Source organism: Micromonospora sp. LA-10, assembly GCF_051853095.1.
GTDB classification, from domain to species: Bacteria; Actinomycetota; Actinomycetes; order Mycobacteriales; family Micromonosporaceae; genus Micromonospora; species Micromonospora echinospora_A.
Genome location: NZ_CP195710.1, coordinates 4,780,041 through 4,802,495, shown reverse-complemented (window position 1 = coordinate 4,802,495; position 22,455 = coordinate 4,780,041). Strand labels below are relative to the sequence as shown.

Sequence of the window (22,455 nt, the reverse complement as noted above, 5' to 3'; positions counted from 1 at the left end):
GCCTGCCCGGCCGGCCATCGGCACACCCTGCCTTAACCATCAGGCGGGACGCGCGGGTTACGCGCCGCCCTCCACCCGCAGCACGCTCGTCACCGAGCGGACGATGTCCAGTCCGCGCAGCTCACGGACGGTGGCCGCGAGCGCGGCGTCGGGGGCGACGTGGGTGACGATAACCAGTTCCGCGTCGCCGCCGGCCGGGCCCTGCCGGACGGTGGCGATGGACACCTCGTGCCGGGCGAAGACGCCCGCCACCCCGGCCAGCACACCCGGGCGGTCGGTCACGTCGAGGCTGATGTGGTAGCGGGTGAGCGCCTCGCCCATCGGCCGTACCGGCAGGTCGGCGTACGCGGACTCGCTTGCCGCGCGCACCCCGGCGAGGCGGTTGCGGGCCACCGCGACCACGTCGCCGAGCACCGCGCTGGCGGTGGGCGCGCCACCGGCGCCCCGGCCGTAGAACATGAGCTGCCCGGCCGCGTCGGCCTCGACGAACACCGCGTTGAACGCGTCGCCGACGCCGGCGAGCGGGTGGGTCAGCGGGATCATCGCCGGGTGCACCCGGACGTTCACCGTCTCCCGGCCCTCCGCGTCGACGCCCCGGGCGGCGATGCAGAGCAGCTTGATCGTGCAGCCCATGGCCTTGGCGCTGGCCACGTCGGCGGCGGTCACCTCGGTGATGCCTTCGCGGTGCACGTCGGCGGCGGTCACCCGGGTGTGGAACGCCAGCGAGGCGAGGATGGCGGCCTTGGCGGCGGCGTCGAAGCCCTCCACGTCGGCCGTCGGGTCGGCCTCGGCGTACCCCAGCTCGGTGGCCTCCTCCAGCGCCTCGGTGAAGCCGGCGCCGGTGGCGTCCATGGCGGAGAGGATGAAGTTGGTGGTGCCGTTCACGATGCCGGTGACCCGGGTGATCCGGTCGCCGTGCAGCGACTCGCGCAGCGGGCGCAGCAGCGGGATCGCCCCGGCGACGCTCGCCTCGTAGTAGAGGTCGGCACCGCCCTCGGCGGCGGCGTCGTGCAGCGTCGCGCCGTCCTCGGCGAGCAGCGCCTTGTTGGCGGTGACCACGCTCTTGCCCGCGCGCAGCGCCTCGACCAGCCAGCCGCGGGCCGGCTCGATGCCGCCGACCACCTCGATCACCACGTCCACGTCGTCGCGTTTGACCAGCCCGAGCGCGTCGGTGGTGAACAGGGCCGGATCGACCGGCAGGTCGCCGCGGTCACGGCCGAGCCGGCGTACGGCGATCCCGGCGATCTCCAGCGGGGCGCCGATCCGGGCGGCGAGGTCGGCCGACTGCTCGTGCAGCAGTCGGACCACGTCGCTACCGACCGTGCCACAGCCGAGCAGCGCCAAGCGAACCGGTGAGGTCATCCCACATCCAATGCCAGCAGGTCGTCTTCGGTCTCCCGGCGGACGATCAGCCGCGCCCGACCGTCACGGACGGCGACGACCGGGGGCCGCGGGACATGGTTGTAGTTGCTGGCCATGCTCCGGCAGTACGCCCCGGTGCCGGGCACCGCAACAAGATCTCCGGGCTGCACGTCGGCGGGCAGGAATTCATCCTTCACCACGATGTCCCCGGACTCACAATGCTTTCCCACCACGCGGGCGAGCATCGGCTGCGCGGACGACGTGCGATTCGCCACGGTCGCCGAGTACGAGGCGTCGTAGAGCGCGGTACGGATGTTGTCGCTCATCCCCCCGTCCACACTCACGTAGGTGCGCAGGCCGTCGACGTCCTTGACGGTCCCGACCCCGTAGAGCGTGAACACGGCCGGGCCGACGATCGCGCGGCCCGGCTCGACCGACAGGTGCGGCACGGCGAGGTTCTCCGCCGCGCACTCCCCGTCGACGATCTTGCGCAGGCGCTTCGCCAGCTCGTGCGGCGACGCCGGGTCGTCCTGGGTGGTGTACGCGATGCCGAAGCCGCCACCCAGGTCCAGCTCGGGCAGTTCCACGCCCCGGGCGTCGCGGATCTGCGACTGTAGGGCGAGCACCCGGCGGGCGGAGACCTCGAAGCCGCTGGCGTCGAAGATCTGCGAGCCGATGTGCGAGTGCAGGCCGCGCAGCTCCAGCACGTCCTCGTCGAGGATCTTGAAGGCGGCCGCGGCGGCGGCCCCGCCGGCGAGCGAGAAGCCGAACTTCTGGTCCTCGTGCGCGGTGGCGATGAACTCGTGGGTGTGCGCCTCCACGCCCACGGTGACCCGGACCAGCACCTTCGGGCGTACCCCGCGCTCGCGGGCCAGCTCGGAGAGCCGGTCGATCTCGGTGAACGAGTCGACGATGATCCGGCCCACCCCGGCGTCGACCGCCCGGGTCAGCTCCGCCACCGACTTGTTGTTGCCGTGGAAGCCGATCCGCTCCGGCGGCATCCCGGCCGACAGCGCCGTGGCGAGCTCACCGCCGGTGCAGACGTCGAGGAACAGACCCTCCTCGGCGATCGTCCGGACCACCGCGCGGCAGAGGAACGCCTTGCCCGCGTAGTAGACGTCCGCGTCCGGGAAGGCCGCGCGGAACTCGCGGCAGCGCTCGCGCAGGTCGTCCTCGTCCAGCACGTACGCCGGGGTGCCGTACTCGGCGGCCAGGTCGCGGACGTCCAGGCCCGCGACGGTCAGCGCGCCGACCGGGCCGCGCGCCACGTTGCGCGGCCACAGCTGCGGCACCAGGGCGTTGACGTCGACCGGGGGACGCAGCCACGCCGGCCCCCGGGTGCCGATCTCGCCGTGCAGCGCTCCTGCCTCGTGTGCCCGCATGACTACATCCGCTCCGGCGCGGACACCCCGAGCAGGCGCAGGCCGTTGGCGATGACCACCCGGGTGGCGTCGTTGAGCCAGAGCCGGGCCCGGTGGGTGTCGCTGATCTTCTCGTCGCCCTGCGGGGCGATCCGGCAGTTGTCGTAGAACCGGTGGTACGCCTGCGCGACGCTCTCCTCCAGGTAGCGCGCCACCCGGTGCGGCTCGCGCAGCTCGGCGGCGGTGGCCACCACCGCGGGGAACTCCGCGAGCGCCTTGAGCAGCTCGTTCTCCTTGTCGTGGCCGAGCAGCTCGGGCTGGAACGCGGCGGCGTCACCCCGGGTCAGCCCGATCTCGGCCGCGTTGCGGGCCACCCCGGCGGTACGCGCCGCGACGTACTGGACGTAGTAGACCGGGTTGTCGTTCTTGGCCCGGGTCCACAGCTCCACGTCGATGTCGATGGGCGAGTCGGCCGAGTAGCGGGCCAGCGCGTACCGGGCCGCGTCCACGCCGATCGCGTCGACCAGGTCCTCCAGCGTGACCACGGTGCCGGCCCGCTTGCTCATCCGCACCGGGGCGCCGTCGCGGACCAGGTTGACCAGCTGGCCGATGAGGATCTCCAGGTTGTGCGCCGGGTCGTCGCCGAAGCACGCGGACATCGCCTTCATCCGGCCGATGTAGCCGTGGTGATCCGCGCCCAGCATGATCACGACCCGGTCGAAGCCGCGCTCCCGCTTGTTCAGGTAGTAGGCGCAGTCGGCGGCGAAGTACGTCCACTCGCCGTTGGACTTGCGCAGCACCCGGTCCTTGTCGTCGCCGAACTCGGTGGTGCGCAGCCAGGTCGCGCCCTCGGACTCGAAGACGTGACCCTGCTCCCGCAGCCGGGCCAGCGCCGCGTCCAGCGCGCCCTGGTCGTGCAGGTCCTTCTCGTTGAAGTAGGTGTCGAACTCCACCCCGAAGTCGCGCAGCGAGGACTTGATCTCGGCGAACATGAGCTGGACGCCCTCGGTCCGGAACACCTCCTCGGCGGCGTCCGGGGCGAGGTCGAGCACGTCCGGCCGGCGGCGGACCACCTCGGCGGCGATCTCGGCGATGTACGCGCCGCCGTAGCCGTCCTCCGGCGCGGGCTGGCCCTGCGCGGCGGCCAGCAGTGAGCGGGCGAACCTGTCGATCTGGGAGCCGGCGTCGTTGAAGTAGTACTCCGTGCCGACGTCGGCGCCGGTGGCGCGCAGCAGGCGGCTGAGCGCGTCACCGACGGCCGCCCAGCGGACCCCGCCGATGTGCACCGGGCCGGTCGGGTTCGCCGAGACGAACTCCAGGTTGATCCGCTGCCCGGCGAGGGTGTCGCTGCTCCCGTACGCCGGACCGGCCTCGACGATGACCTTGGCGAGCTGGCCGGCGGCGGCCGCGTCGAGGCGGACGTTCAGGAAGCCCGGGCCGGCGATCTCCACCGACTTGATCCCCGGCGCCTTGGCCAGCTCGTCGGCCAGCGCGGTGGCCAGCTCCCGCGGCGGTACGCCGACCTTCTTGCTGAGCTGCAGCGCCAGCGTCGAGGCGTAGTCACCGTGATCGGGATTACGGGGTCGCTCGACGGTGGTCTGCGCGGGCAGCGCGGCGCGGTCCAGCCCGCGCTCGTCGAAGACGGCGTGGGCTGCGGCGAGGACGACCTCGGCGAGTTCTGCGGGAGTCACTGATCCATGTTATCGGGGGTAGACTCGGGCACCGCGGCGGCGACCCAGCATGTGAACCGGCCCCGCGGTCCCCCTGACCGACCGACCTGACGAGGCACGATGAGCATCAGCACCCCGGGCGGCCCGGAGCGCCGTCCCACCGTGGTCAGCACCGGCAAGAAGCCGGCCGCCGGCCGGCCTGCGGCTGCCGACAAGCCCGCCGCGAAGGCCGGCGCGGGCAAGGCCGGGGGCGGCAAGGGCACGCCACGGCCCGGTGCCGGCGGCAAGGGCCGCAAGCCGATCGCCCCGGTCAAGGTGAGCCAGGGTCGTTCGTGGGGCCCGATCGCCCTGTTCGTCGCGGTCGGCGTGCTGGCCGTGGGCATCGTCGGCGTCGGCGCCTGGGCGGTCTACCAGGGCGGCCAGCCGTGGGAGAAGCGGGCCCAGGCGATCGACGGCATCGTGGACTACCGCGAGAAGGACAAGGACCTGGTCAAGGGCGGCAACCACCAGCCCGGCGCGATCAAGTACGACGTCCTCCCGCCGGTCGGTGGCCCGCACAACCAGGCCTGGCAGAACTGCATGGGTGACGTCTACGACGCCCCGATCGCCAACGAGCACGCGGTGCACAGCCTGGAGCACGGCACGGTCTGGATCACCTACCGCCCGGACCTGCCCGCCGACCAGGTGGAGAAGCTCAAGAGCAAGGTGCAGGGCAAGGAGAAGCTGATGCTCAGCCCGTTCGAGGGGCTGGACAAGCCGATCTCGCTGCAGGCCTGGGGCTACCAGCTCAAGGTCGACAACGCCGACGACGGCCGCATCGACGACTTCATCAAGACGCTTCGGGTGAACGCCTCCATCGAGGGCCCGAACGCGCTCTGCGACCAGGGCATCACGGCCCCCGGCACCGCTCCGCGCGACAACCCGCAGAACACCATGCCCCAGCAGCCCACCCAGTAAGGACGACGTCGCGATGACCGCTCCGGTGACCACCGACAGCGAGCTGGACGAGGCTTCGGCCGCCGGCCAGGGCGGCCGGGGCGCGATGCGCCGCTACGGCCTGCCGGCGGTGGTCGCCGCCCTCGTGGTCGGGCTGCTCCTCGGGTACGCCGGCGGTCTGCTCACCCCGACGCTGACCCGGCCGGGTGAGAACTCGGCGGAGGCCGGGTTCGCCCGGGACATGACCGCCCACCACAACCAGGCCGTGGCCATGGGCCTGCTGGCGTTCAACCAGGGCCAGGACCCGGAGGTACGCCAGGTCGGCGTGGACATCGCCACCGGCCAGCAGGGCGAGATCGGCACCATGCAGACCTGGCTGCGGTCCTGGAAGCTGGACCCGACCGGTGAGCAGGCGCCGATGGCGTGGATGTCGGACGGCGGCGGGCTGGTGAAGAACGGCCTGATGCCGGGCATGGCCACGCCGGAAGAGATGGCGAAGCTGCGCGCCGCGAGCGGCCGCGAGTTCGACGTGCTCTTCCTCCAGATGATGATCCGCCACCACATCGGCGGCGTGCACATGATCGACGGCATCCTCGACCAGGGGCGCGACGACGACGTGCTGGCGGTCGCGCAGGTCATGAAGAACACCCAGCAGAACGACCTGACCAACCTGAGCGCGGCGCTGAAGCGCCTGGGCGGCACCCCGTAACACCCACCACCCCGCTCAACCCCCGAGGCCCGGTCCCCTTCCCAGGGGCACCGGGCCTCACCGTCCCGCCTGCCCCGCCCCGGCCCGGCCCGCCCCGGCCCGCCCCGGCCCGGCCCGCCCCGGCCCGCCCCGGCCCGCCCCGGCGATCTTGCAGTTACTGCCCCGCAAATGCCGGATTCACCCGTTAAGAGAGGGCCACAAGTGCAAGATCGCGGGAGGATGGGCGAGGGCGGCCCAGGTCAGCCCGACACGGCATCCCCGCCCGCCTTGCGCGTCCGCGCTCCCGGGTCGGTGCTTGATCGACACCAGGTCGGGGAGGTGGCGGGGTCCCCCTCTTGATCCACTCCGGCTCGGGGAGGTGGCGGGGTCAGGATGGGCGGGATGCAGCCACTTCGGCGAGGTGGAGTCGATCAAGAACAGGTGAGGGTTCGGGCGGGGCGGGCCGATCCAGGCGGGACGGGGTGGCCACGTCGAGGATCGGGTGATCCGGGGCGAGATGTCCTGGCTTGGGGGTTTGTAACGGTTTGGGGTTAACGGGTCATTGTGGGGGTTGGAGAGTTTTCTACCCACATATCGTGACCAGTTGCGATTCGGGCTCGTTGCCCAAGACGTGGGGGTTGCACTCAGAGACGCAGGGCGGTCGGTGACCAGCTGGTGCCGACGCCACACCATCGGCGGTGACGGAGCGGTGGCAGCCGTCCGTCGCGGACTGCGGCAGGGCGAGCCGGGAACGCTCAGCCGCGAACAGGAACTCGAACTCATCGACGTGCTCCGGGGCGTCCACCCCGACGAGTTCGGCCTCGACGAGGAGCTCTGGACACGGCAGAGCCTGACCGCCCTCATCGAGCGCCGCTTCGGGCTGACGATGGACGCCGGCACCGTCGGGGCGTACCTGCGGGCCTGGGGGCTCGGGCCGCGCGAGCCGCGCGAGCGGGCCTGCGGCCTGTGCGTCAGCGCGGTCGAGCGCTGGGTACGCAGCGAGTACCCGGCGATCACGCGGGCGGCCCAGGAGCACGCCGCCGAGGTCTACTGGATCGGCCGGGTACGCCTGCGCGGCACCATGCCCGCCGCCGACGTGGTCTCGGCGGTCTCCTCGCGGGGACGGGTGCGGTTCATGGTCACCACGCCGTCGGTGGATCCGCCGCTGCCCCGGGACTTCGTGCTGCGGCTCAGCGGCGCCGAGGAGCGCACCGTGCACCTGATAGTGGACGGCTCGTGGCCGCGCAACGAGTGGCCCCGTCGGCTGCCCCGGCGCGTCGTGCTGCACCCGCTGCCGAGCTGCGGTCGCGCCGTCGCCGCCGCCTGATCCGACGAAGATCGACTCGCGGGATACCGATTCGGTGATCCGGGAGGGGGTTTGCTACTCTTCTCGGGTCGCTGAGCCCCCGTAGCTCAGGGGATAGAGCACCGCCCTCCGGAGGCGGGAGCGCAGGTTCGAATCCTGCCGGGGGCACCAGATCGGATCACCGCAAGGCCCTTGACCAGCCCGGTCAGGGGCCTTCGTCGTGTCCGAGGCGTGCTGAGCGGTGTCCCCGAATTCGGGAATGTACGGGTCACAAGCTGGCTAACCTCGCGGTGAACGGGTCGAACCCCAGCACCTGCGAAGGTGAGCCAGTTGCCCGAGACTCCGTTGACCAACCGCCCCAAGATGCACACGGGTGTTCCCTCCTCACTGACCACCGCGCAACGGTGGGTGCTGCGCGGCACCGCCGTCGCCGACGCCCCCTGCGGGCTGTGGTTCCTCGAAGCGGTGGCCACGCGTACCGGCACCACGCCGGACGAGCCGATCGACGCGACGGTGGAGGAGCTGATCTCTCGCGGCTTCCTCGTCGACACCGCCGCCGGGCTGCGGCTGGCCTCGATCGCGCTACGCGACGACGTCCTGCGGGACACCCCGCCCTCGGTACGGCAGGCGCTGCGCGAGGCGGCGGCCGAGGTGCTCGCCGACGCCGGGCGCCCGGCCCAGGCCGCCCGGCAGCTCCTGCGGGTCCTGCCGGCGGTGAGCCGGTCCGCCGGGGCGCTGGCCGCGCGGCTGGCGGTCGATCCGGCGGTCGGTCCCAGCCTGGCCGCGGATCTGCTGCTGGCCACTCCGGCGCCCGGGGCGGCGGACGCGCGCCTGACCTGGCTGGTCGACGTCGCCGACAACCTCTACCTGGCCGGCCGGGTGGACGAGACGCTGCGCATGCTGCACCGGGAGGTCGCCGCCGACCGGTACGGGCCACGTCAGCGGGCGATGCTGTTTGGGCGGCTCGGCGCCTACTACGCGACCCAGCGCCCCTCGCTGTCCCTGACGTACCTCGGGCGGGCGCTGAACCAGGAGCTGGACGTCGCGGGGCGGAGCTGGACGCTCACCATGCTGGCGTCGCTGGCGGCCCGGTTCGGGCATCCCGACGCGGCCGAGCTGGTGGCGGCGGCGGAGCGGGCCCACGAGCGCAGCCCCTCCCCCGGCGGCGCGATCCGCCTGGCGCTGGCGAACGCGGCCCGGGCCACCGCCACCGGCGACCTGCCGCGCGCCGCGCGGATCCTGCGGGAGGTGGACGCGGGCGAGCCGGCCGCCCGTACCCAGGCGATCTTCCTGCGCGTCGACCGGGTGGCGAACCAGATCGCGCTCGGCCGGCACGTCGACGCGGCGACCGCGCTGGACAGCGTCGCCGCGGAGATCGACATGCTCGGCGCGGTGGCGCAGCCGCTGGTGACGGCGCTGGACTGCGTCCTGCGGCTGACCACCGGGGAACTGGCCGAGGCCGAGGCCCGGGCCCGCCTCGCCCTGACCGAACGCGGTGGGGCCCTGCCGGCGCAGGCCCGGGCGGATCTGCTCGCCACGGTCGTGGAGGTGCTGCTGCGCCGCGGTGAGGTGGCCGCGGCCCGGGAGCTGCTGGCCCGGGAACGCGCCGTGGTGGGCTGGCCCGACGACATGCAGTGGTTCCGGCTCGGTTGCGCCGCCGCCGGGGACCCGGACCCGGGCCGGCACGCCGCGCTCCTGGGCGCCGCCTTCGCCGTGCCGGACCGCTCGATGGCGCCGTTGCTGCTGGTGCCGCACCACGGTCCGCGACTGGTCCGCGCGGCGCTGGCGCTCGGCGACCGGCGCCGCGCCGAGACTCTCGCCGATCATCTGAAGCGAGCCGCCGGCATGGCGAACAACGCGCTCTGGCGTGGGGTGGCGCACCAGGTCGACGGGCTGCTCACCGGCGATCCGGCGGCGCTGCGGGCGGCGGTGCGGTTGCTCCGCACCACCTCGGCCCGGCCGGCTCTGGCCGACGCGCTGCACGACCTGGCGCGGTCGCCCGGGCTGCCGTCGGCGGAGGCTCCGGGCCTGCTCGCCGAGGCCGCCGCGATGTACACCCGGATGGGCGCCGCAGGCGGCGGCGAGGGGACGCGGGACCAGGACGGCACGGCCGCGACCGCCGCGGGCGACGACGCCTGCCGCCCGGCCGTGGCCGCGCTGACCCCCGCCGAGGTACGGGTGGCCGAGCTGCTCGCGATCGGCATGACGAAGCAGGAGGCGGCCCGGGACCTGTTCGTCTCGTTCCACACCGTCGACACCCACCTGCGTTCGATCTACGCCAAGCTCGGCGTCCACAACCGGGTGGAGCTGGCGCTGGTCTGGGAGTCCCGCGACAACGACAACGGCTGAGCACGGACGCCACCGGGTCGTGGCGTCCGCGCTCAGCCGCGTTCTCAGTGCCGCTGCAACGGGCTCTTCGTCTTCGGAAGCGCCTCGATCAGCTCGCGTGGCATGTTGATCGTGTCCGCGACCACCTCCGGCGGGACGTTCGCCAGCCACTGGGCGAGCGACACGTCCTCGAACTTCGCGGTCCGGAACAGCTCCAGGTAGACGAAGGGCTTGTCGCCGATGTTCTCGATGTAGTGGCCCATCGAGATCGGCACGTAGCCGACGTCGCCGGTCTCCATATTGAAGGTGCGCGCGGTGCCGTGGTTGGCGAAGACGCCCATGCGTCCCTTGCCCGAGATCACGTACTGCATCTCCGCGCCGTTCGGGTGCCAGTGCAGTTCCCGCATCGCGCCGGGCTCGATCTCCACCATGGCGACGGTGGTGGTGATCGCCGCGGCGAAGTTGCTGGAGTCGGCGATGCGTACGCTGCCGCCCTCGAACTTCTCCGGCGTCTGGGCGAGCAGGCTGTGCTTGAACGTGCGGGGCACGTCGCCGGTGGGGCTGAAGACGCGGTCCTCGGCCAGCGGCGGCGGGCTCTGGCCCGGGAAGATGTAGCGCTCGGACTCGGCCGGGAAGTTGGCCATCTGCTGCATCGTCCAGCCGAAGTTCTTGGCGATGACCTCCTTCGGCACGTGCGAGAAGAAGTCGGTGAGCTGGAACGTCGCGTCTTCGGAGTAGCAGCCGTCGTCGAAGACGAGCAGGAACTCCACGCCTTCCTCGTGCGCCTGGATGTGGTGCGGGATGCCGGCCGGGAAGTACCAGAGGTCACCGGCCTTGACGTCCTCCAGGAAGTTGCGGCCCTCCTGGTCCACGGCGGCGATCCGGCAGCTTCCGGTGAGGACGAACGCCCACTCGGACTGGATGTGCCAGTGCAGTTCCCGGTACGCGCCGGGGTTGAGCTTCATGTTCACGATCGCCAGGTCGTGGGCGATCGGCAGGAGACGGTTGGTGACCTCCCGGGTCCAGCCGCCGCTCTCCTGACGGGTGTGCGCCAGCGAGAACGGGAAGACCAGGTTGGGCATGAGCCCGTTGTCGGTCGACGGCGGATTCACCAGGTCCGGGTGGGACTTGTCGATCGCCGGATTGCGCGGGACCGTGCCGACCATCTGGTGGTCCTTGGGCGTTCCCGATTCGCGGGGGTCAGTGGACCTGGGCATGACGAATTTCCTTCCGGGTGTGGGCCGTCGTATCGGCGGCCCGGGACGGGACGAACAACGCCCGCAGGTGCTCCGGGCTCTGAAAGGCCACCGCGAGCGGAATCGCGACACAGAGGAACAGCGACGCCGCAATGCTCCAGACCGGAGCACCAGTGGCGATTCCGGCGACGGCCAGCGCCGCGATCGAATAGAACGTGACGCGGAGTCTGGCGACAGGGAGCACGAACATGCGCTCGGCCTCCTTCGGCTTCGAGTCTCGCCGTCGAGACGCAATTGCGATGCTGCCGAACCGGATGCGAATGGTGAATAACGCGATCGCGCTATTCACCGGAAACGACAGAAAACACTTTTCCCGGCACTTCTGCGCATCGCGCGCCGCAGCGGTTTCACGGGCTCAACCAGGGGTAGGGAGGGCGATGTCCAATAACGCTGAGGATCGCTGGCGGGTGGGGGAATACGACTTCCACGTACCGTTTCTGGCGCTTGCGCTCGCCACCGGCCTCGCCGGCGTGGTCGACGCATTCTCGTTCCTCAAGTACAAGGTGTTCGTGGGTATTCAGACCGGCAACGTGGCGTTCGTCGGAATGGGTGCCGCCGATCACTTTCCGCCCTGGCCGGCCGCGGTGGCCTCGCTTGTCGCGTTCGGTCTCGGCGGCCTGCTCGGCGCCGGGATCCGCCGCCTGCGCCCGGCCGGACCGCTCACCCCGCCAGGCATGGAACTGCTCGCCATGCTGGCGCTGCTGGTGCTTTGGGGACTGGTGGACCGCTCCCTCGACTCGGGTCGCGACTCGCTGACCGAGCGCACGATCCTGACCGCGCTGCTGGCGTTCCCGGTCGGCATCCTCGGCGGGCTCATCGTCCGCACGTTCGGCGTGCAGACCGCCACGTCGTACCAGACCGGAACCGTGCTGCGTACCACGAAGGGCATCGCCGACTGGGTGTTCGAGCCGGAGGGCCGGGCCGCGGCCGGGCGGCTCGCCGCGACCGGCCTGCTCTGCCTGGTCAGCTACGCGATCGGCGGGTTCGTGGGCGCGGCCACTGAGACCCGCCCGATCTGGACGATGATCGTCACCTGGGGCCTGGCCGTGGTGCTCATCGCGTCCACCTGGGGAAAGCACCCGCCGGCGACGGCGACCCGGCGGCGCTGACGCGAACCGGGCTCACCCGGCCTCGCGGCGGGCCTTCGCACGCCGCTTGCCCTCGTGCATCGCCTGCACCCGGGCCACCGGGATGGTCCGCCCCTGCTCGACCAGGTCCGCCGGCAGCCGCTGCGGCGCGGGCAACGCCTCCGCCCAGGGATCCCGGTCGCCCAGCAGCGCGGGCACGGTCCGCACGGTGAAGTCGGCCGGGCTCGCGCTCTCCAGGTCGGTCCAGCCCACCGGGTACGACACCGGGGCGCCGGGCCGGATCCGCGGGCTGTAGGCGGCCACCACTGTCGCCCCGTACGCCCGGGTGGAGTCGACGAAGACGCGGCCGCCGCGGTCGGCGACGATGAACGCGGTGGTCGCGGCCGCCGGGTCGAGCCGTTCGGTACGGACGGCGAGCGCCCGGGTCGCGGCGGCGGCCTCCTCCGCCGTGGTGGCCGGGTCGACCGGCACGATCACGTGCAGGCCTTTCGCCCCGCTCGTCTTCACCGCGCCGGCCAGCCCGGCGTCGGCGAGCGCCTGCCGGACCAGCAGCGCGACCCGCAGGGCGGCCGGGAACGAGTCGCCCTCCGGCGGGTCCAGGTCGAGCACCAGGTGGGTCGGGTGCTCGGGCTGCCCGGCCCGGCCGAGCGTCGGGTGGTACTCGACCGCCCGCTGGTTGGCGAACCAGAGCAGCGTCCGCCGGTCGTCGCAGAGGGCGTACGAGATCCGCCGGTGCGACGCCTCGGCCCACACCTCGGTGCGGCGGACCCACTCGGGCGTGTACTTCGGCAGGTTCTTCTGCATGAACGGCTCCTGGCCGGGCCGGACCCGCAGCACCGACAGCGGCCGGTCACGCAGTTCCGGCAGGATCCGGTCGCGCATCGCGTCGAGGTAGTCGACCAGGTCGCGTTTGGTCGCGCCGGCGCCGTCGAACAGCGGCTGGTCGAGGTTGGTCAGCGACACTCCGGCCCGGGTCTCGTCGGCTGCGCCCATCGGACCACCTTCCCGGGCCGGGCCCGGCTCGGCAACCCCGACACGGTGGCCCCGCGCGCTTCGGCGGCCGGCACCTGCGACGATCGGGGCGTGGGCGAGGAAGAGGCGAACCGGTGCGGGTCCGGCCCGGCGGAGCAGGCGAGCGCCTGCACGGTGCGGGAGGCGCTGGACCGGGTGGGCGGGAAGTGGGCCATCGGCATCCTGATCGCCGCCTCGGCCGGCCCGGTCCGCTTCACCGAACTGGAGCGCCGGATCGAGGGGATCAGCCGCCGAATGCTCACGCTGACGCTGCGCAACCTGGAGCGGGACGGGCTGCTGCACCGGCACGTCCATCCCTGCGTGCCGCCGAAGGTCGAGTACACGGCCACTCCGATGGCCCGTGAGCTGCACGACTCGCTGGTGGCGCTGACCAGTTGGGCCGAGCGGCACCGGGAGGCGATCAGCGCGGCCCGGGCCGAGTACGACCGCAGGCACGGCGGCCCACCGGCCTGACTCAGTCCCGTACCCGTGTCGCCCAGTCGATGTGGTGGTCGAACAGCCAGGCCTGGGCGGCGCCGCCGTCGCGCGCCAGGTAGCGGGCGGCGAGCGGCATGCCCAGGTCCCGGACCAGCCGCCCGACCGGGCCGGCGACCTTCGTGGTGCTGGTCCGCCGCCCCTGGGCGACCACCCGCTCCACCCGGTCGCGGCGCAGCCGCTCGTAGGCGCGGAACGCGGCCGGCACGTCCGGCAGGTCGCGCAGGCAGCGGGCGAGCTGGACGGCGTCCTCGAAGGCCATGGCCGCGCCCTGCCCGGAGGAGGGGGCGGCGGTGTGCGCCGCGTCGCCGATCACGATCATGCGGTCGCGGTGCCAGACCGGCACCGAGGGCAGGTCGTAGGTGGGCCAGCCGTACTCGATCCGCGCGGTGTGGTCGAGGATCCGCGTCGCCGGTCCCGGATCGGCGGCGAGCAGCGCGCGCAGCCGGGACCGGGCCTCGTCCGGGCCGGTCGCGTCGAGTTGCTCCCGGGTCGGCTCGACCGGCTGCGGCGGGTTGGCGAACCACCAGACCTCGTCCTCCCCCACCACGATCCAGCAGAAGAAGCAGCGCCGGCCGAACGTCATCTGCATCACGCCGCGCTCATCGGGCAGGCGCAGCCCCCGGGCGAAGCCACCGGCGTTCAGCAGCGGCACGTAGCGCGGCGCGGGGGCGGCCGGGTCGATGAGCGCGCGGACCCGGGAGCGCAGCCCGTCGGCGCCGACGAGCAGGTCGCCGTGGGCGGTCCGGCCGTCGGCGAACCGAACGGTCACCCCGTCGTCCGTGGTGTCGGCGCCGGTCAGCCGCGCGCCGTGGACGAACTCGACGCCGCGGCGCAGCGCCTCGTCGCGCAGCGCCCGGTAGAGGTCGGAACGGCCGACGGTACGGCTGCCGGGGGCCCCGAACTCGGCGAGCCGGCGCCCCCTGTGGTTGTGCATGAGCATCCGGGGTGTCGGGTGTCCGAGCCCGGCCACCAGGTCGTCGAGGTCGATCGCGCGCAGCGCGTCGAGCCCGTTTGCCGAGAGCGTCAGGAACGCGCCGACCCCGACCGCGTCCCGCGGGTACGCCTCGTACACCGAGGCGTCGATGCCGGCGCGCCGCAGCGCCATGGCGGCGACCGGGCCGGCCAGCCCGGCGCCGACGACGACAGCTTTAGTCATGTCATGACTATACATAAAATGACTATGCCGCGACAGGGGGCACCTAGGGTGAGGGCATGACGGTTCGTCGCTCGCCGCTGGCGATGATGGTGCTGGCCCTGCTGGTCGAGGAGCCGATGCACGCGTACCGGATGCAGCAGCTCATCCGGGAGCGGGAGAAGCAGGACGTCGTGAACGTCGCGCAGCGCAACAGCATCTACCAGACCATCGACCGGCTGCGCCGCGACGAGCTGATCCGGGTCGCCGAGACCAGGCGCGAGGAGGGACGGCCGGAACGCATCGTGTACGCGCTCACGCCGGCCGGGCGCCGCACGCTCGACGGGTGGCTCGCCGACGCGCTCGCCACCCCCGCCCGGGAGTTCCCGGAGTTCCCCGCCGCGCTGTCGTTCCTGCCGATCCTGCCGCCTGAGGAGGCGGCCCGGCTGCTCGACCAGCGGGCCGGCGCCATCAAGGCACGGTTGCGCGAGCGTGAGGCGGCACTGGCCGGGGTACGACTGCCCCGGCTCTTCCTGATCGAGGACGAATACCAGCTCACAGCGCTCCGCGCCGAGCTGGACTGGGTACGCGGGCTCGTCGCGGACCTACGCGCCGGCACGCTCACCTGGTCCGGGGAGTGGCTGGCCGACTGGACCGGCACATCGCCCTGATCCCGCGGAAACGGGCCTTTGTGGCGAACACCACGCGGGCAATCTGACCGATCGGTCAGCACCTGACCGATCGGTCAGGCATGCTGGATGTCATGGCACGCCCGACCCCGGCCACCCACGACGAGCTGCTCACCGCCGCGGCTCGCCGGTTCGCCCTCACCGGCTACAAGGGCACCTCACTCCAGGACATCGCCCGCGAGGTCGGCTGCTCCAAGGCCACAGTGCTCTACCACTTCGCCAGCAAGGACGCGCTGCTCGGCGAGCTGATGGCCCCGGCCATCGCGATGCTGGAGGAACTCGACGCCCGGATCGCCGAGCACACCGGCGCGGACGCCCAACGCGTCGCGGCGGAAGGCTTCGTCGACCTGGCGGTCCGCTTCCGCCGCGAGATCGCGCTGCTCCGGGGCGAGTTCTCCGACCTGCTCCAGCAGCCCACGTTCATGCACATCCAGCAGATCTCCGAACGGCTCGTCGCGGCGTTCGCCGGCTTCTCCGACCGGCCCGAGGCCCGCGTCGCGGCGCTTGTCGTGCTCGCCGGCATCGCCGAGACCTGCGGCGAGTTCCTGGACATCCCGGACGAACAGCTCCGTCCCGCGCTGCTCGCCGTGGCATACCGCGCGCTCGAAGTCTCCATCTGATCCGAAACTGCGAGGACAAGGAAGGTCCATGGCGACCCTGCTGTACCGGCTCGGCCGGGCATCTCTGCGTCGACGGCGACTCGTCGCCGTCATCTGGCTCGTCGTACTCGTCGGCCTCGGCCTGGCCGCGGCCACGCTGCGGGGCCCGACGGCGAGCAACTTCACCATGCCGGGCACCGAGTCGCAGAAGGCGATCGACCTGCTCGCCGACCGCTTCCCGGCGGCCAGTGGCGCCACCGGCACGATCGCGATCAAGGCACCACAGGACGGCGCCCTCACCACACCCGCCGGCCAGGCGGTGGTCAAGCAGGTCACCGAGCAGGCGGCCACGCTGCCCGGCGTGGTCGGCGCGGTCGACCCGTACCAGGCGCAGGCGCTCACCCCGGACGGCCGGTACGCGCTGATCCAGGTGCAGTTCGCCGGCGGGGCCGACGAGGTCACCGACGAGCAGCGCGAGGCGTACGAGAAGGTCGGCGAGCAGGCCGAGGCGCAGGGCTGGCAGATCGCCCCCGGCGGCGAGGTGCTGAACGGTGAGCCGGAGGTCGGCTCGACCGAGGCGATCGGCGTGCTGGTCGCGGCGATCGTCCTGGTCATCACGTTCGGCTCGCTCGTGGCGGCCGGCATGACCATGCTGAACGCGCTGATCGGTGTGGGCGTCGGCATGGCCGGCCTGTACGCGCTCAGCGGCGCGATCGAGCTGACCAGCACCGCGCCGATCCTGGCGCTCATGCTCGGCCTCGCGGTCGGCATCGACTACTCGCTGTTCATCACCTCCCGGCACCGGCAGAACCTGCTCGACGGGCACTCCCCCGAGGAAGCGGTCGGCCGCGCGGTCGGCACCGCCGGCTCGGCGGTGGTCTTCGCCGGCGCCACGGTCGTGGTGGCGCTCGCCGGCCTGGCCGTGGTGGGCATCCCGTTCCTCACCGTGATGGGCCTGGCCGCGGCCGGCACCGTGACGGTGGCCGTGCTGGTGGCGATCACGCTGGCCCCGGCGCTGCTCGGCTTCGCCGGCAACAAGGCGCTGCCGCGCAAGCTGCGTGACCGCAAGGCGGTCGAGGACCCGGCCACCGGCTCGGAGGACCGCTCCGGCTTCGGCTTCCGCTGGGCGAACTGGGTCACCAAGCTGCGCATCCCGGTCATCCTCGTCGGGCTGCTCGGCCTCGGCCTGCTCGCGATCCCGGCCCAGGACATGCGCCTGGCGCTGCCGGACGCCTCCGCCGCCGCCGAGGGCACCCCGGCCCGGGTCAGCAGCGACCTGATCCGGGAGGGCTTCGGCCCCGGCTTCACCGGCCGGCTCGCGGTCGTCGTGACCGCCGACTCGCCGCAGGACACCCAGGCCGCCCTGCCGCAGGTCACCGCGCTGATCCAGAAGACCGACGGGGTGCTCGCCGTGGCTCCGCCGCAGGTCGACCCGTCGGGGCGTACCGCGCTGCTCGGCGTGATCCCGAAGACCGGGCCGACCGACGAGGCCACCGAGACGGTCGTGCACGACATCCGCAAGCAGGTCGCCGGCATCCAGAACGCCGACGTGCTGCTCACCGGCGTCACAGCGGTCGGCATCGACGTGTCCGAGAAGCTCTCCGACGCGCTGCCGGTCTACCTGCTGCTGGTCGTCGGTCTGTCGATCCTGCTGCTGATGCTGGTGTTCCGGTCGATCCTGGTGCCGGTCAAGGCGGCGCTTGGCTTCCTGCTCACCGTGGCCGCCACGTTCGGCATCACCGTCGCGGTGTTCCAGCAGGGCCACCTGGCCGACCTGGTCGGCCTGGACACCCCGGCCCCGCTGGTCAGCTTCCTGCCCATCCTGCTGATCGGCATCCTGTTCGGCCTGGCCATGGACTACGAGGTCTTCCTGGTCTCCCGGATGCGCGAGGACTTCGTGCACGGCGACACCGCGCAGCAGGCCACCATCAACGGCATGGGGCACGGCGCCCGGGTGGTCACCGCCGCCGCGCTCATCATGATCTCGGTGTTCGGCGGCTTCGTCTTCCTGGAGGACCCGATCATCAAGTCGATGGGCTTCGCGCTCGCGATCGGCGTCGCCATCGACGCGTTCGTGGTCCGGATGACCATCGTGCCGGCGGTCATGTCGCTGCTGAACAACGCGGCCTGGTGGCTGCCGCGCTGGCTGAACAAGATCCTGCCGAACGTGGACGTCGAGGGTGAGGGCCTGCGCGCCCACCTCGCCGACAAGCAGCACGCGCAGGTGTGAGCCGTACCGGGTGGGGTCCGACGGGCCCCACCCGGTCACACCCCCGCCGGGTACGTCTCCATCTCACCCGGCGTCACGTGCGCCGGCAGCGGGTGCAGCGCCGTGGTCTCGTCGCACCAGACGAGCGCGTCGTACCGCTCGCCGAGCCGGGTCGGCACGTAGTTGCCCCACGACTCGAAGCTCGGGTCGTACACCACCCCGATGGCCCGGTGGTCGGCCTCACCGGTCACCCACTCCGGCTGGTCGTCGCCGCCGAACACCAGCACGGCCCGGTCCGGCATCAGCTCGTGCAGCCGGTGCTCCACCGAGCCCTCCCGGGCCGGCGGCACCACCATCGCCTCGGCCGGGGAACCCCAGCGCGGTGCGGCTATCACGCTGCCGCGCCAGCTGCCGAAGCCGACGAGCGCCACCGCGTCCCGGCCGTGCCGTTCCCGGCCGAGCTGCCCGATGTTGACCATTCCGTCCGCCGCCATGTCGGTGGCCCGGGCGTCGCCCACGTGCGTGTTGTGCGCCCACACGATGCCCCGCGAGCCCGGCCCGTACCTGTCGAGCAGCCGGTCCAGCGTGTCGGCCATGTGGATGTCCCGGACGTTCCACGACTCGGGGCCACCGGCGACCATGGCCCGGTAGTACCGCTCCGCACCGGCCACCACCTCCGCGTTCTGCCAGGCCGAGAAGCGGTCCGGGCCGTCCGCGGCGGCCTGTTCCCGGGTACGCGCCAGCAGCCGGACCACCTCCTCCTCGCACCGGGCGGAGACGAACCGGCTGGCCATCCCGTACTCCTCGACCCGTTTGCCGTACGGCTCGAAGCAGCGGTACGCCTCCTGCGCCGCCTCCAGCGAGGCCGGGTCCTCCTCGCCCAGGTAGTCGAAGATGGCCTGCATCGACTCCCAGAGGGAATACACGTCCAGGCCGTGGAAGCCGGCCCGCTCCCGCTCCGGGCGTTCCAGGTTCCACGCCCGCAGCCAGCGGCAGAAGCGGGCCACCTCGGCGTTCGCCCACATCCAGGTGGGCCAGCGTTCGAACCGTTCCAGCGCGGCCAGCGGATCGGCCGACCCTCCGGGGGCGCCCACCACCGACCGGTGCACCCGGTCGCAGTCCGGCCAGTCCCCCTCCACCGCGACGAAGTCGAAACCCTGCTCGGCGATGAGCCGCCGGGTCAGCTGCTCCCGCAGCCGGTAGTAGTCGTAGCTGCCGTGCGTCGCCTCGCCGATCATCACCACGCGGGCGTCCCGGACGCGCTCCAGCAGCGGGTCGAAGTCGCTCGGCGCGCCGAGCCGCTGTACCAGCATGTCCGCGGCTACCCGGGGCCCGTCGGGGCAAACCGCCGCCGCTGGGTCCGGCGGCGGGCGTACGGCGGACGCGGCCCGGCCCCGGCGGCGGGCATGGCGCAGGGCTCAGTGGGTAGCCGGGCGGCATGACCGTCACCGGCGCGCAGTTGCAGGAGTTCCTGGCCGGGCTGGACTACCCGGTCTCCCGGGAGGACCTGGTCCGCTGGGGCCAGGAGAACGGCGCCAGCACCGAGGCGCTCCAGGCGCTGCGGTCCCTGCCGGCCGAGGAGTTCCACTCCCCCACCGAACTGGGCGAGGCGCTCGTCACGCTGGCCGGCGCCTGACCGGCAGGTGTTAAGAAGGGGCCCCTCCTTACAGCTCGACGGTGCGGGCTTCGGCCTGGGCGGTCTGCGCGGCGTCCAGCACCGCCACCACCTCGCGGCCGAACCGCACGTCGCAGCGGTGGTCGCGGGTGCCCGCGTCGATCTCCTCCAGAAGCTGGTCGAGCGCGGCGCCGAACGCCTGGAGCACGCTGCCGTCGCCGGGCGGGACGGTCTCGGTGCCGTTCTCGCCGAAGAAGACGAAGTCCCGGGTCACCGCCTCGGGCGGTGCGTCCAGGGTGAGCGAGAGCGAGCTGGTGGCGCCGCCGTCGTGGGTGAGCAGCAGGTGCACCAGACCGCTCGGGCCGTCCATCGCGGCGACCCGGGTGACCCGGCCGAGCACCGGCAGGATCAGCGACAGCGCGTGCGGGCCGATGTCCCAGAGCGCGCCGCGCTCCCGCCGCCAGGTCGAGTCGCCGTACGGGTTCCCCGGCTGGAAGATCGACGCGAACATGGTGGCGCGGGCGTGCTGCCAGCCGCCGGCCGCTGCGGTCGAGGCGAGGAACCCGGTGACGTTCGGGTGGAAGCGCTGGGTGAAGAAGACCACCGAGGCCACACCGGACGCCTGGGCCGCGTCGACGACCCGGTCGGCGCCGGCGAGGTCGAGCGCCAGCGGCTTGTCCAGCAGCAGGTGCCGCCCGGCGGTGGCGGCCCGGACGGCGATGTCGGCCTGCACGTCCGGCGGGAGCGCCACGGCGATCGCGTCGCAGGCGTCGATCAGCGCGTCGACCTCGGTGAAGGCCGGCACGCCGTGCCGGGTGGCCAGTTCCTCCGCCTTGGCGGGATTGCGCCCCCACACGCCCGCGAGCCGGGCCCGCGGGTGGGCCTCGATGGCCGCCGCGTGCGTCTGCGCCGCCCAGTAACCCGTGCCGAACAACCCGAACCGCACCCGGACCCCCTGCCGTCGACGTCCACCACCGGCGTACGCCGGGACCGTGATCCACGCTAGTCCTCCGGCCGGTCCGGCGCGCCTCGACCCGGCGGGCGGGCAGCTACTACACCGGTTAGTAGGCTGTGCCGGTGAACGACACTGTGTCGACGACCGTCGCGGCGGCCGCCGGATCCCCGGTGGACGGGCCGCTCGCCACGGTCGCGATCGTGATCTCGCTGGCGGTCGCGCTCTGGGCCCTGGTGGCTGCGCTGCGCCACCGGCCGCCGGACCGGATCCAGTTCGTCGGCCTGGCCGTGCTGGAGGTGGCGTTGATCGCGCTCACCGTGGTGGCGCTGGTCGCGCTCGGCGGCGGGGAGCGGCCGGGCGAGCCGGGCGCGTTCTTCGGCTACCTGGCGACGCTCGTCTGCCTGCCGCCGCTGGCCTGGGTGCTGGCCCGGATGGAGCCGACCCGGTGGGGCTCGGGCATCGTCTGCGCGATCTGCCTGGTCACGCCGGTCGTGGCGGTCCGGCTCCAGCAGACCTGGGAGGCCGTCGGTGGCTGACACCACGACCGCGCACGAGCAGCGCGCCACCAACCGCGGCCCGGGCCGGCTGCTGATCGCGGTCTACATCGTCTTCGCCATCGCCGCGACCTCGCGGGCCGGGTTGCAGATCGCCACGAAGTTCGACGAGGCGCCGGTGGCGTACGCGCTGTCCGCGGTGGCGGCGCTGATCTACATCGTGGCGGCGGTCGGGCTGGCCCGGGCCGGGCACGCCGGCCGCCGGGTCGCGCTGGCCTGCTGCGCCGTCGAACTGGTCGGGGTGCTCGGCGTCGGCGTGCTGAGCATCGCCGACAGGGAGCTGTTCCCGGACGAGACGGTCTGGTCCGGCTTCGGCAGCGGCTACGGCTACGTGCCGCTGGTGCTGCCGGTGCTCGGCCTGTTCTGGCTCTGGCGCACGCGGCGCGACCCCGCCTGAGCGGGATCGCGCCGGGAAGGGCCGGTAGCGGTCAGTCCTTCGGACCGCCGGCGACGTAGATGACCTGGCCGGAGACGAAGGACGCGCCCTCGCCGACCAGGAACGAGATGGTGTGCGCGACGTCCTCCGGGCGGCCGGGGCGGCGTACCGGGATCTCGGCGGCGGCGTGCTTCTGGAGGTCGTCGAAGTCGACCTTCATCCGGGCCGCGGTGGCGGCGGTCATGTCGGTCACGATGAAGCCCGGCGCGACCGCGTTGACAGTGACCCCGAACGGGCCCAGCTCGATCGCGAGCGTCTTGGTGAGGCCCTGGAGCCCGGCCTTGGCGGCCGAGTAGTTCGCCTGGCCCCGGTTGCCCAGCGCGGAGGTGCTGGACAGGTTGACGATCCGGCCCCACTTCGCCTCGACCATGTGCTTCTGCGCGGCCTGGCTGAACAGGAACGCGCCGCGCAGGTGCACGCCCATGACCGTGTCCCAGTCGCCGTCGGTCATCTTGAACAGCAGGTTGTCGCGGAGCACACCGGCGTTGTTGACCAGCACCGTCGGGGCGCCCAGCTCGGCGGCGACCCGCTCCACGGCGGCTTCGACCTGGGCCCGGTCGGACACGTCGGCGCCGACGCCGAGCGCCCGGCCACCGGCCGAGCCGATGGCGTCCACTGTCTCCTTTGTGGCGGACTCGTCGATGTCGACCACGGCGACGGCCATGCCGTCGGCCGCCAGCCGGCGTGCGGTCGCCGCCCCGATGCCGCGCGCGGCTCCGGTGACGATGGCGACGCGGGGCTCCTCCGACATGCTTACCTCCC

21 protein-coding genes, 1 tRNA gene and 1 pseudogene are annotated in these 22,455 nt (G+C 72.7%); 13 read left to right on the top strand and 10 right to left on the bottom strand.

What is annotated here, in order from left to right:
• Window positions 1-57: 57 nt before the first annotated feature.
• Genes ACSDG8_RS22710 through argS form a run of 3 tightly spaced genes read right to left on the bottom strand, consistent with a single transcriptional unit; the run spans window position 58 to window position 4,414 of the window.
• On the bottom strand, window positions 58-1,362 hold the full coding sequence (locus tag ACSDG8_RS22710; protein WP_210893779.1) for a homoserine dehydrogenase: 1,305 nt from the start codon (window positions 1,360-1,362) through the stop codon (window positions 58-60).
• Complete coding sequence (gene lysA / locus ACSDG8_RS22705) at window positions 1,359-2,744, bottom strand: diaminopimelate decarboxylase (RefSeq protein ID WP_210893777.1); 1,386 nt, start codon at window positions 2,742-2,744, stop codon at window positions 1,359-1,361. Before lysA ends, ACSDG8_RS22710 begins: the two co-directional genes overlap by 4 nt.
• 2 nt (window positions 2,745-2,746) lie before the next feature.
• Complete coding sequence (argS, locus tag ACSDG8_RS22700) at window positions 2,747-4,414, bottom strand: arginine--tRNA ligase (protein ID WP_210893775.1); 1,668 nt, start codon at window positions 4,412-4,414, stop codon at window positions 2,747-2,749.
• A 99-nt stretch (window positions 4,415-4,513) separates the two neighbouring features.
• On the opposite strand from argS, the gene ACSDG8_RS22695 reads away from it, so the two are divergent.
• From ACSDG8_RS22695 to ACSDG8_RS22675, 5 genes are all read left to right on the top strand, one after another.
• A complete protein-coding gene (locus tag ACSDG8_RS22695; protein ID WP_439427226.1) occupies window positions 4,514-5,350 on the top strand; it encodes a DUF3105 domain-containing protein in 837 nt (278 codons plus the stop codon).
• Window positions 5,351-5,363: 13 nt separating this feature from the next.
• A complete protein-coding gene (locus ACSDG8_RS22690) occupies window positions 5,364-6,038 on the top strand; it encodes a DUF305 domain-containing protein (RefSeq protein ID WP_439427225.1) in 675 nt (224 codons plus the stop codon).
• A gap of 610 nt (window positions 6,039-6,648) precedes the next feature.
• On the top strand, window positions 6,649-7,344 hold the full coding sequence (locus ACSDG8_RS22685) for a winged helix-turn-helix domain-containing protein (protein WP_073828686.1): 696 nt from the start codon (window positions 6,649-6,651) through the stop codon (window positions 7,342-7,344).
• 75 nt (window positions 7,345-7,419) lie between these two features.
• Window positions 7,420-7,494: transfer RNA gene (locus ACSDG8_RS22680), tRNA-Arg, on the top strand.
• Between the two features lie 150 nt (window positions 7,495-7,644).
• The gene (locus tag ACSDG8_RS22675) at window positions 7,645-9,672 is read left to right on the top strand and encodes a LuxR C-terminal-related transcriptional regulator (RefSeq protein ID WP_439427224.1); all 2,028 of its coding nucleotides are present in this window, start codon (window positions 7,645-7,647) and stop codon (window positions 9,670-9,672) included.
• Window positions 9,673-9,716: 44 nt separating this feature from the next.
• Here the strand turns inward: ACSDG8_RS22675 and ACSDG8_RS22670 are convergent, their stop codons facing one another.
• Both ACSDG8_RS22670 and ACSDG8_RS22665 read right to left on the bottom strand, forming a co-directional pair.
• Complete coding sequence (locus ACSDG8_RS22670; RefSeq protein WP_282100794.1) at window positions 9,717-10,868, bottom strand: cupin domain-containing protein; 1,152 nt, start codon at window positions 10,866-10,868, stop codon at window positions 9,717-9,719.
• A complete protein-coding gene (locus ACSDG8_RS22665) occupies window positions 10,852-11,196 on the bottom strand; it encodes a hypothetical protein (RefSeq protein WP_439427223.1) in 345 nt (114 codons plus the stop codon). Before ACSDG8_RS22665 ends, ACSDG8_RS22670 begins: the two co-directional genes overlap by 17 nt.
• Window positions 11,197-11,284: 88 nt before the next feature.
• Here ACSDG8_RS22665 and ACSDG8_RS22660 point away from each other — a divergent pair, with 88 nt between their 5' ends.
• The gene (locus ACSDG8_RS22660) at window positions 11,285-12,016 is read left to right on the top strand and encodes a DUF1275 family protein (RefSeq protein WP_439427222.1); all 732 of its coding nucleotides are present in this window, start codon (window positions 11,285-11,287) and stop codon (window positions 12,014-12,016) included.
• Window positions 12,017-12,028: 12 nt separating this feature from the next.
• Here ACSDG8_RS22660 and ligD read toward each other — a convergent pair whose 3' ends face one another.
• The gene (ligD, locus tag ACSDG8_RS22655; RefSeq protein WP_439427221.1) at window positions 12,029-12,988 is read right to left on the bottom strand and encodes a non-homologous end-joining DNA ligase; all 960 of its coding nucleotides are present in this window, start codon (window positions 12,986-12,988) and stop codon (window positions 12,029-12,031) included.
• A 90-nt stretch (window positions 12,989-13,078) separates the two neighbouring features.
• Between ligD and ACSDG8_RS22650 the strand changes: the two genes are divergently transcribed.
• Window positions 13,079-13,480 carry a winged helix-turn-helix transcriptional regulator gene (locus ACSDG8_RS22650; RefSeq protein ID WP_210899493.1) on the top strand — a complete coding sequence of 134 codons (402 nt, stop codon included), beginning with the start codon at window positions 13,079-13,081 and terminating at the stop codon, window positions 13,478-13,480.
• A 1-nt stretch (window position 13,481) separates the two neighbouring features.
• Here ACSDG8_RS22650 and ACSDG8_RS22645 read toward each other — a convergent pair whose 3' ends face one another.
• Window positions 13,482-14,660, bottom strand: a complete 1,179-nt coding sequence (locus ACSDG8_RS22645; protein WP_439427220.1) for an FAD-dependent oxidoreductase — start codon at window positions 14,658-14,660, stop codon at window positions 13,482-13,484.
• A 56-nt stretch (window positions 14,661-14,716) separates the two neighbouring features.
• Between ACSDG8_RS22645 and ACSDG8_RS22640 the strand changes: the two genes are divergently transcribed.
• The 3 genes from ACSDG8_RS22640 to ACSDG8_RS22630 all read left to right on the top strand — a co-directional run bounded on the left by ACSDG8_RS22640 (window position 14,717) and on the right by ACSDG8_RS22630 (window position 18,154).
• Window positions 14,717-15,307: a PadR family transcriptional regulator gene (locus ACSDG8_RS22640; protein WP_439427219.1), complete on the top strand. Its 591-nt coding sequence runs from the start codon at window positions 14,717-14,719 to the stop codon at window positions 15,305-15,307.
• A gap of 92 nt (window positions 15,308-15,399) precedes the next feature.
• Window positions 15,400-15,945 (top strand): TetR/AcrR family transcriptional regulator, encoded by a 546-nt coding sequence (locus ACSDG8_RS22635; protein ID WP_439427218.1) that lies wholly within the window; start codon window positions 15,400-15,402, stop codon window positions 15,943-15,945.
• A 28-nt stretch (window positions 15,946-15,973) separates the two neighbouring features.
• Window positions 15,974-18,154: an MMPL family transporter gene (locus tag ACSDG8_RS22630; RefSeq protein ID WP_439427217.1), complete on the top strand. Its 2,181-nt coding sequence runs from the start codon at window positions 15,974-15,976 to the stop codon at window positions 18,152-18,154.
• A gap of 35 nt (window positions 18,155-18,189) precedes the next feature.
• Here the strand turns inward: ACSDG8_RS22630 and ACSDG8_RS22625 are convergent, their stop codons facing one another.
• A complete protein-coding gene (locus tag ACSDG8_RS22625; RefSeq protein WP_210899503.1) occupies window positions 18,190-19,446 on the bottom strand; it encodes an erythromycin esterase family protein in 1,257 nt (418 codons plus the stop codon).
• Window positions 19,447-19,571: 125 nt separating this feature from the next.
• On the opposite strand from ACSDG8_RS22625, the gene ACSDG8_RS22620 reads away from it, so the two are divergent.
• Entirely contained in the window at window positions 19,572-19,769 is a 198-nt protein-coding gene (locus tag ACSDG8_RS22620; RefSeq protein ID WP_210899505.1) for a DUF2795 domain-containing protein, read from the top strand.
• A 28-nt stretch (window positions 19,770-19,797) separates the two neighbouring features.
• Here ACSDG8_RS22620 and ACSDG8_RS22615 read toward each other — a convergent pair whose 3' ends face one another.
• Entirely contained in the window at window positions 19,798-20,694 is an 897-nt protein-coding gene (locus ACSDG8_RS22615) for a Gfo/Idh/MocA family protein (protein WP_210899507.1), read from the bottom strand.
• Window positions 20,695-20,825: 131 nt separating this feature from the next.
• On the opposite strand from ACSDG8_RS22615, the gene ACSDG8_RS22610 reads away from it, so the two are divergent.
• A complete protein-coding gene (locus ACSDG8_RS22610; RefSeq protein ID WP_374223585.1) occupies window positions 20,826-21,239 on the top strand; it encodes a hypothetical protein in 414 nt (137 codons plus the stop codon).
• Window positions 21,232-21,713, top strand: a pseudogene (locus tag ACSDG8_RS22605) (hypothetical protein). Before ACSDG8_RS22610 ends, ACSDG8_RS22605 begins: the two are co-directional and overlap by 8 nt.
• Here the strand turns inward: ACSDG8_RS22605 and fabG are convergent.
• Entirely contained in the window at window positions 21,686-22,444 is a 759-nt protein-coding gene (fabG, locus tag ACSDG8_RS22600) for a 3-oxoacyl-ACP reductase FabG (protein WP_210899513.1), read from the bottom strand. The pseudogene ACSDG8_RS22605 and the gene fabG overlap by 28 nt on opposite strands.
• Window positions 22,445-22,455: the final 11 nt, after the last annotated feature.

Bases quoted from the DNA above. Each gene is read 5' to 3' on its own strand.
- ACSDG8_RS22630 (WP_439427217.1), top strand. From the start codon at position 15,974: ATGGCGACCCTGCTGTACCGGCTCGGCCGGGCATCTCTGCGTCGACGG.
- ACSDG8_RS22635 (WP_439427218.1), top strand. From the start codon at position 15,400: ATGGCACGCCCGACCCCGGCCACCCACGACGAGCTGCTCACCGCCGCG.
- ACSDG8_RS22660 (WP_439427222.1), top strand. From the start codon at position 11,285: ATGTCCAATAACGCTGAGGATCGCTGGCGGGTGGGGGAATACGACTTC.
- ACSDG8_RS22620 (WP_210899505.1), top strand. From the start codon at position 19,572: ATGACCGTCACCGGCGCGCAGTTGCAGGAGTTCCTGGCCGGGCTGGAC.
- ACSDG8_RS22695 (WP_439427226.1), top strand. From the start codon at position 4,514: ATGAGCATCAGCACCCCGGGCGGCCCGGAGCGCCGTCCCACCGTGGTC.
- ACSDG8_RS22645 (WP_439427220.1), bottom strand. From the start codon at position 14,660: ATGACTAAAGCTGTCGTCGTCGGCGCCGGGCTGGCCGGCCCGGTCGCC.
- ACSDG8_RS22640 (WP_439427219.1), top strand. From the start codon at position 14,717: ATGACGGTTCGTCGCTCGCCGCTGGCGATGATGGTGCTGGCCCTGCTG.
- ACSDG8_RS22690 (WP_439427225.1), top strand. From the start codon at position 5,364: ATGACCGCTCCGGTGACCACCGACAGCGAGCTGGACGAGGCTTCGGCC.
- ligD (WP_439427221.1), bottom strand. From the start codon at position 12,988: ATGGGCGCAGCCGACGAGACCCGGGCCGGAGTGTCGCTGACCAACCTC.
- ACSDG8_RS22710 (WP_210893779.1), bottom strand. From the start codon at position 1,362: ATGACCTCACCGGTTCGCTTGGCGCTGCTCGGCTGTGGCACGGTCGGT.
- ACSDG8_RS22625 (WP_210899503.1), bottom strand. From the start codon at position 19,446: ATGCTGGTACAGCGGCTCGGCGCGCCGAGCGACTTCGACCCGCTGCTG.
- lysA (WP_210893777.1), bottom strand. From the start codon at position 2,744: ATGCGGGCACACGAGGCAGGAGCGCTGCACGGCGAGATCGGCACCCGG.
- fabG (WP_210899513.1), bottom strand. From the start codon at position 22,444: ATGTCGGAGGAGCCCCGCGTCGCCATCGTCACCGGAGCCGCGCGCGGC.
- ACSDG8_RS22670 (WP_282100794.1), bottom strand. From the start codon at position 10,868: ATGCCCAGGTCCACTGACCCCCGCGAATCGGGAACGCCCAAGGACCAC.